The sequence below is a fragment of the Mycobacterium sp. genome (assembly GCF_049281135.1).
In the GTDB taxonomy this organism is placed as follows: domain Bacteria; phylum Actinomycetota; class Actinomycetes; order Mycobacteriales; family Mycobacteriaceae; genus Mycobacterium.
Map to the genome: position 1 here is coordinate 1 of NZ_JBAPRN010000610.1, position 7,794 is coordinate 7,794.

Below are 7,794 nucleotides of genomic sequence, written 5' to 3' on the forward strand. Positions count from 1 at the left end.
CCTCAGGCGTGCCGCCGATGCCGGCCAGCATGTCGGTGCCGGAGCCCGGTCGGCACGCGGCGATCGCGCCCGCCACGTCGCCGTCGGTGATCAGCCGGATCCGCGCCCCGGTGGCCCGCACGTCCTCGATCAGCTGCGCGTGCCGGGGCCGGTCCAGGATGACCACCGTCATGTCCGGCACGGACAGCCCTTTGACCTTGGCGACCGCGCGGATGTTCTCGGCGATCGGTGCAGTGATGTCGAGGACGTGGGCGGCGTCGGGTCCCACGGCGATCTTGTTCATGTAGAACACCGCCGACGGGTCGAACATCGAGCCGCGGTCGGCCACCGCGAGCACCGAGATGGCGTTGGGCATGCCTTTACTCATCAGCGTGGTGCCGTCGATCGGGTCGACGGCGAAGTCGCATTCCGGACCGTCGCCGTTGCCGACGTGTTCGCCGTTGTAGAGCATCGGCGCTTCGTCTTTCTCGCCTTCGCCGATCACGACGACGCCGCGCATCGACACCGAGTTCACCAGCTGGCGGATCGCGTCGACCGCCGCGCCGTCGCCGCCCTCTTTGTCGCCGCGGCCCACCCAACGGCCGGCGGCCATGGCGCCCGCCTCGGTGACCCGGACGAGCTCGAGTGCGAGGTTGCGGTCCGGGGCTTCGCGACGAGAACCTGCGGTCATGGTTGCCGATTGTCCCAGAAGCGGGTTGCCGCTCGGGAGCTGGGATACTCGTGCTGTGACCACGCAGCCAGAGCCGACGGCCAAACCGGCCAAGCCCCGGTTGCTGCAGGACGGCCGGGACATGTTCTGGTCGATCGCGCCGCTGGTAGTCGCCTGCATCGTGCTGGCCGGCATGGTAGGGATGTGCTCGTTTTCGCCGGGTGGAATCAACCGCGGACCGGTGCCGTCCTACGACGCGTCCAGCGCGCTGCGCGCCGACGCGCTGACGCTCGGTTTCCCGGTCCGGTTGCCGCGGCTACCCCAGGGCTGGCAGCCCAACTCCGGCGGCCGCGGCGGTATCCCCGACGGTCGGACCGATCCGTCGACCCACCAGCGGCTACACGCCGTCACCTCCATCGTCGGTTACATCAGCCCGGCCGGTGAGTACCTGAGCCTCACTCAAAGCAACGCCGACGAGGTCAAGCTGGTCGGTTCGATCCACTCGTCGATGTACCCCAGTGGAACCGTCGATGTGAGCGGCACCCGGTGGATCACCTACCAGGGCGACGACGGGGTTGAGCCGGTGTGGACGACGCGGCTGAACAACCCGGCCGGTCCCGCTCAGCTCGCGATCACCGGTGCCGGCAGCGCCGACGAGTTTCGTACGCTGGCCGCGGCCACTCAATCGCAGCCACCCCTACCCGCACACAGGTAATAGAAAGGACCCCTGTCAATGACTGCACCGGAAGCCGACCTCACCGGCTGGTCCGCGGAACCGTTCACCGGTGGCGGGTACACCCACGACGTCTACCGCCGTGGCGACGGGCCTGGTGTAGTGCTGATCCCCGAGGTACCGGGCATCCATCCCGGCGTGCTGGGGCTGGGAAATCACCTGGTGGACAACGGATTCACCGTGGCGATACCGTCGCTGTTCGGCGAGCCGGGTCGTCCGGTCACGGTCGGTTACACGCTTGATTCTCTCCGACGTGTTTGTGTGGCACGGGAATTCGCGGCGCTCGCGACCAACAAGCATCGCCCGGTTGCGGATTTCCTGCGCGCATTGGCCCGCGATCTCAAAGCCTCGACACCGGGCAAAGGCGTCGGTGTGATCGGCCAGTGTTTCACCGGTGGATTCGCGCTGGCTGCCGCGGTCGACGACAGCGTGCTGGCACCGGTGCTCAGCCAGCCTTCGACGCCGTTTCCGTTGACCCCGCGCCAGCGCCGCGATGCCGGACTCAGCGACGTGGAACTGAACGCGTTCAAAGACCGCGCCACCAAGGAAGGTGTGTGCGCGCTGGGCCTGCGGTTCAGCAAGGACTTCATGTCACCCGCCGAACGGTTCACCACGCTCAAAGCGCGGCTCGGCGACGCGTTCGAGGTGATCGAGATCGACTCCGGCCCAGGCAATGAGCATGGGTTTGGCCGGACGGCGCATTCGGTGCTGACCCTCGAGGTCCGCGAGGTCGACGGTCACCCTGCCTACGAGGCGCGCAAGCGAGTCGTCGAGTTCCTCAAGGAGCGGCTGGTTTAGCCACTCGGCGCGCCTTCCAGCGGGTCACCCAACCAGGCTTGCTGTCCTGGTCGCCGCTTTCTTGAAGCTCGACGCCCTTATAGACCGCCAGATAGACGTCGATGGTGGTGACGATGACGATCATCAGCACCGGGCCGATGACGATGCCCCACGGGCCGAACATCGCGATCCCCGCGAACACGGCAAGCAACATCAGCGCCGAATTGAGCCGGGCATCGCGCGGAACCAGGATCGGGCGCAAAAAGTTGTCGAGGTTCGTGACCACCAGAAGATGCCAAGCGACGACGAACGCGCCGCCGATGATGTTGCCGTAGAGCATCATTCCGATGCCGAACGGGATGGTGACGATACCGCCGCCCAGCGGAATGATGGACAACGCGGTCAACAGAATCGCGAATATGAAGAACCCCTGGTGAAATCCGCCGACGTAGACGGACGCGGCTCCGGCCACCCCCTGGCACAACGCGATGACGAACTGTCCGTTCACGGTGCCGCGCACCATCGAGCCCGTTTTCCGTAGGTACAGATCGGTCACCTCGTCCCCGAGCGGGTTGAGCTGGCGAATCAAGGTGAGCAATTTCTCGCGGTTCGTCAGCAACGCGACGAACACGTACAAGAAGATGATGGCCGAGGTGACGGCGCCGAACAGGCTGCCGGCGGTGTCCTGCAGGAAATGCAGGGTCCATTCACCGGCCTTCTGCGCGACCGTCGCCATCGTCTTCCGCAGCGACTCCGCGGTGACCGTCACGTGCAGGAACGGCGCCCGTGCCAACAACTGGTTGACGGCCTGAAGGGTGGTGTTGCCGAGATCGCTGAGATTGGTCCGCTGCACCCAGCCCGCGACATGAGTCACCATCCGCGAGATCTGGACGATCGCCAGCACGACCAACAGGCCGACCGGCACGATCACCACCAGCAGAGCCGAGAGCAGCGTGCAGGTGGCTGCCAGCCCGCTACCCAGCCGACGACCGAACCAATGGAAAAGCGGGGTAAACAAATACGCCCCCACCGCGGCCACCACGATCAGGACGAAGTAATGGCGGAGGAAATACGCGGCGAACAGCAGGCTGACAATCGTGACGACCGCGAGGGCCCGTTTCTGGGTGAGGGTGAATTCCGTATTCATTGCCGGCCCTCCGCGTTGGTGTCGAAGCGAACCCTAGCCTTCTGGCGCGCCACTTTTCGCGTGTTGCCGCTTGCGCTGATCGTCGATGAATCGAATCGACATTCGCTGCAACAGACCCGGTGCCAGCCGGGCGAACACCCAGGATGCGTACGCCTGCGTCGGCTTGACCAGCAGCCCCTTGTTGCGCCCGATCGCTTTCAGCGTGTCGCGGGCCAGCCGGTCAGCGCTGTAGGCGTTCTTCATGCCCTGCCCGCGCAGGTAGTAGTCGCGACCGACGAAGCCGCCGATCGAGCCCTTGTCCAGAATCGGGGTCTCCACGGCGCCCGGACACACCGCCAGCACACCCACGCCGCGCGAAACGGCCTCCGAGCGCAGCGCCAGCGACAGCCCGACGATCGCGTGTTTGGTCATCACGTAGCTGGTGATCTGGCCGGCAGCGGCCAGCCCGGCCATCGATGCGGTGTTGATGATGTAGCCCTGGCCCTGCCGCAGCATCACCGGGTACGCGGCGGTCACGCCATGCACGACGCCGCGGATGTTGACGTCGATGATGGCATTCCACTGGTCCAGCGTCAGCAGTTCGGTGTCGCCACCCCAAGCGATTCCGGCGTTGTTGAACATCAGGTCGAGCCGTCCGGCGCGGGCGACGACGGCATCGACGGCGGCCTTCACCGCGGCCGGGTCGGTGACGTCGAGGATGGCCGATGTCGCTGACCCGGGACCGGGCAAGCTCTCGACGGTGCGGGCCGCTGCGGCGCCGTCGACGTCGGTGCAGACAACATCGGCGCCCGCGGCGACCAGTGCACGGCACAACGCGGCGCCGATGCCCGAGCCGGCGCCGGTGACGATGGCTTGCTTGCCGGCGAAACTTCCTGGCGCCCCGGAGCTCACTGCGTGGCCAGCTTCATCACGTGGCTCATCAGGTCGGGGTAGCGCTTCATGTGCGCACCGCCGTTGAGGTCGAGCACCTCGCCGGTCAGCCACGACGCCCTGCACAGGAACAGCACGGCTTCGGCGATGTCTTCGGGAGTTCCGGCCCGGCCCAGCGGTGTGTTCTCTAGGTATTCGTCCACGACGCCGGGGATGTGGGTGGCCGGCTCGGTGAGCGGTGTGTGCACGAATCCGGGTGCGACGGCGTTGACCCGAATCCCTTGCGGCGCAAGCTCGAGCGCGGCGACTTGGGTCAGCATCGACAACCCCGCCTTGGCTGCACAGTAGGCGCTCATCGCGGCGGCGGGCTGGCGCCCGTTCAGCGAGCTGATCGACACCAGCGCCCCGCCCTTGCTCAGTCGCGGTGCGGCGTGCTTGATCACCAGGAAGGCGCCGGTGAGGCAGACGTCGACGACCGAGCGGAAGTCTTCGGCGGGCAGCTCGGTGATCAGCCCGATCGTGCTGAAACCCGCGGTGTTGACGACGACGTTGAGCGCGCCGGCCTGTTCGAACAGCGCGCGCACCGAATCCTCGTCGGTGACCTCGACCGTCGCGGCGCTGTGCCGATCGCCGAGTTCGGTTGCGACGGAACGTGCTCCGTCGGCGTTGCGGTCGGCAACGATCACCCGGTGGCCCTCGGCTGCCAGTGCGTAGGCCACCGCTTTTCCGATGCCCGAGGCGCCGCCGACAACGACCGCACGGCGATCAGTCACCTGTGACCCTCCCACTTTGCATCGATGACGGCCCACGGGTCGGCGTAGCGGCCCGGGCGGCGGTAATAGGGCGACCGCCGTTTGAGCAGGGTGTGGGCCAAGGGGGCGATCAGCCGTGCCGGGTGACGGCGCCAGCCCATCCGCTCGGCGGTCTCGGCAAGCAGCTGTGGCCACGAAATTCGCTGGAAGTCCAGGGCTTCCGCTGAGCGCGTGGTGTCCATCCAGTCGGTGCTGAACCACTCGGCGTCGTTGTGGGGATTGCCCTTTCGTCCGGCAGGTATGCCGCCGACCAGACCCATCGCGGCCGCGGTCGACGGGGCGATATCCCCCTGAACCAATCGGTGCGACTCGTCGCCGCCGATCAACAGCGTCTCGCCGATCACCGGCGCGGTCGTCGCGGCGACGAAGGCGTGCGCGACATCGCGCACGTCGACGGTCTGGATCCGGCCGTCGATGGGCAGCGACGCCTCGAAGTAGATGGTGTCCAGGTCGAGGTCGAGGCGCGGCTCGGCGGTGAGCACGCCGCCCAGCCGCAGCACCACCCAGTCCAGTCCCGATGCCCGCACCAGCTTCTCGGCCTCCACCTTGTGGGCGCCGTAGATGTCGGAGGGTCGCAGGGGGGTGTCGGCGGTGAGCACGTCGCTGACGCGATGCGGGTTGCGGGCGCCGTAGGCCGCGACGCTGGAGGCCTGGATGAACCGTGGCGGTGCCGGCAGTGCGGCGCCGGCGTCGACGAGGTATCCCGTCGCGTCGACGTTGACCCGACGGGCCAGGGCCGGCCGGGCGTAGCAGACCGGCGGGATGATCGCCGCCAGGTGAATGATCGCCGACGGCGACACTTCGCGCAGCAGCTCGCCGACCGCATCCGGATTGGTGAGGTCGACCCAGCGCGCCTCGGTGGACGGCATCTGGTCAGCCACCTTGCGATTGGCCGGCACATCAAGATCGGTGGCGACGACGTGACGACCGTCGACCATCAGCTGTCGCACGGTTTCCGAGCCGACCAGTCCGAACGCCCCTGTCACCAGCACAGTTTCGGCGATCATCCGTGCGGCTCCTTCGCATCGCGTCGCTCGGCATCGTCGCCGGCGTGCATGGCGCATTACGCTACACGTCGACGCGGAATATGCCGTCTATTCGGCTACCGCGGGCGCGACGACAGCAACCGGTGCGGGACTGGCGGCGGCTTTCATCTGGTCGAACAACTCGGTGTAGTAGGGCAGGCACTCGGTCATCGCTTGCTCGGTGGTGAACAGCGGACGGTAACCGAGATCGCGGGTGGCCTTGTCGACCGAGAAGTAGTTGTCCAGGTACAGCCGCTCGACGGCCAACGGCTCCAGCGGGGGCTGCGGGAACCCGAACCGGAAATGTAGCCGCTGCCAGCCGAGCATCGCCGCGCGCACCGCGGCGCCGGAGATCCGCAGCCGCGGTAGACGCTCTCCACATGCCGCTATCACCGGGCGGGTGAACTCGAACATGTTCACCGGCTCGGCATCGTTGATGAAATACGCCTGCCCGGGCGCGGTACCACCGGGGACCAGGTGTTGTGCGGCCAGGATGAAGCCGTGAATCAGGTTGTGCACGTACGAGTTATCCAGGCGGGCGGCCTTGCGGCCGACCAGCACCTTGACGTGGCCGGCCAACACGCTTTCGAACACCTTGCGGAACATCGTCTGATCGCCGCAGCCCCAGATTCCACTCGGCCGAATCGCACACGTCAGAAGGCCGCCAATTCCATTCTGCGACAGCACGAATCGTTCGGCCACCACTTTGGTCTCGGTGTAGAGGTCGTTGAAACGGCCGGTGTAGGGCAACGTCTCGTCTCCGCCGGAGATGCGCTTGCCGCCCATCACCACGCTGTTGGACGAGGTGTAGACGAACCGGGTCACCCCGGCGGCCTGTGCGGCGTGCACCAGGTTTTTGGTTCCCTCGACGTTGACGGCGAAACTGCGCTGTCGGTACTCCTCGGTGACCGACGCGCCACCCATCAGCTCGATCAGCGCCGCGGTGTGGAAGACGGTGTCGATCCCGGCGACGGCGCCCTTGACGACGTCGGGATCGCAGATGTCGCCCTGCAGCACTTCCAAGCCCGGCTGGGCGGGCAGTGGTGAGGGTGCCCGGTCGAAGGACCGCACCTGGTAACCCTGGTTTAGCAGGGTGGTTACCAGGTTGGCGCCGACGAAACCTGAGCCGCCGGTGACGAGCACTCGGCCCAGCAGGGCGGTCGGCGAAGTTCCAGAAATCTCAACCATGCCGCCGAGAATAACTGAAACGTGTTCCAGTTTCGAATTAATGTCCGAGAAATAGTTGCGATGTCAAGAATCGTCAGGCTCGCCGGCCGCCAACGCGTCAGTCACCCTCTTACGTGCACCAGCTAAGTGCTCCTCGCATCGTTTTACCAGCTGTTCGCCTCTTTCCCACAGCTGTAGCGATGCATCAAGGTCGAGTCCACCCTGCTCCAGGAGCCGCACTACCTCGATCAGCTCGTCGCGGCATTTTTCATACCCGAGCTGACTAATAGGTGTAGCGCCGTCACTCGCCATCGGCTGGCCCCTCACTCGTCGCCACGATCGCGCCGTCGCCGACCCGCACCCGCAGCGCGGTCCCGGCCGGCGCGTCGTCAACGGAGCGCAACACCGCAGTCGAACCCGCGCCACCGACCGTCTGCACCACGGCGTAGCCGCGGGCCAGGGTGGCCGCCGGACCCAGCGTTGCCAGCCGGGCCGACAGGTGACTGACGCGCTCGGCCTGCACGTCGATCAGTCGGGTGACGTCCCGGCGGACCGCGGATCGGGCGCGGTGAATCTCGTCGGCGCGCGTCGCGAGTGCGGCCAGCGGGTCGGCC

Annotated in this window: 10 protein-coding genes; 2 read left to right on the top strand and 8 right to left on the bottom strand. The window is 66.7% G+C overall.

Annotation, left to right across the window (positions count from 1 at the left end; translation table 11 throughout):
- The coding region (gene glpX / locus WAN02_RS24025; protein ID WP_422267088.1) for a class II fructose-bisphosphatase at positions 1–793 on the bottom strand (793 nt) is incomplete at its 3' end.
- Between glpX and WAN02_RS24030 the strand changes: the two genes are divergently transcribed.
- Positions 726–1,364 carry a DUF4245 domain-containing protein gene (locus tag WAN02_RS24030; RefSeq protein WP_422267090.1) on the top strand — a complete coding sequence of 213 codons (639 nt, stop codon included), beginning with the start codon at positions 726–728 and terminating at the stop codon, positions 1,362–1,364. The genes glpX and WAN02_RS24030 overlap by 68 nt on opposite strands.
- A gap of 18 nt (positions 1,365–1,382) precedes the next feature.
- Positions 1,383–2,180, top strand: coding sequence for a dienelactone hydrolase family protein (locus tag WAN02_RS24035; protein ID WP_422267092.1), 798 nt, complete (start codon positions 1,383–1,385; stop codon positions 2,178–2,180).
- Here WAN02_RS24035 and WAN02_RS24040 read toward each other — a convergent pair.
- The 7 genes from WAN02_RS24040 to WAN02_RS24070 form a co-directional block, all read right to left on the bottom strand.
- Entirely contained in the window at positions 2,161–3,306 is a 1,146-nt protein-coding gene (locus WAN02_RS24040) for an AI-2E family transporter (RefSeq protein ID WP_422267094.1), read from the bottom strand. The two genes, WAN02_RS24035 and WAN02_RS24040, sit on opposite strands and share 20 nt — an antisense overlap.
- 33 nt (positions 3,307–3,339) lie before the next feature.
- Positions 3,340–4,197 (bottom strand): SDR family NAD(P)-dependent oxidoreductase, encoded by an 858-nt coding sequence (locus WAN02_RS24045; RefSeq protein ID WP_422267096.1) that lies wholly within the window; start codon positions 4,195–4,197, stop codon positions 3,340–3,342.
- Positions 4,194–4,949, bottom strand: coding sequence for an SDR family NAD(P)-dependent oxidoreductase (locus WAN02_RS24050; RefSeq protein ID WP_422267098.1), 756 nt, complete (start codon positions 4,947–4,949; stop codon positions 4,194–4,196). Before WAN02_RS24050 ends, WAN02_RS24045 begins: the two co-directional genes overlap by 4 nt.
- Positions 4,946–5,992, bottom strand: coding sequence for an NAD-dependent epimerase/dehydratase family protein (locus tag WAN02_RS24055; RefSeq protein WP_422267106.1), 1,047 nt, complete (start codon positions 5,990–5,992; stop codon positions 4,946–4,948). Before WAN02_RS24055 ends, WAN02_RS24050 begins: the two co-directional genes overlap by 4 nt.
- Positions 5,993–6,082: 90 nt before the next feature.
- On the bottom strand, positions 6,083–7,201 hold the full coding sequence (locus WAN02_RS24060) for a 3-beta-hydroxysteroid dehydrogenase (RefSeq protein WP_422267100.1): 1,119 nt from the start codon (positions 7,199–7,201) through the stop codon (positions 6,083–6,085).
- 63 nt (positions 7,202–7,264) lie between these two features.
- On the bottom strand, positions 7,265–7,492 hold the full coding sequence (locus WAN02_RS24065) for an exodeoxyribonuclease VII small subunit (protein ID WP_422267102.1): 228 nt from the start codon (positions 7,490–7,492) through the stop codon (positions 7,265–7,267).
- On the bottom strand, positions 7,482–7,794 hold a 313-nt coding region (locus tag WAN02_RS24070; RefSeq protein ID WP_422267104.1), incomplete at its 5' end, for an exodeoxyribonuclease VII large subunit. The genes WAN02_RS24065 and WAN02_RS24070, both read right to left, overlap by 11 nt.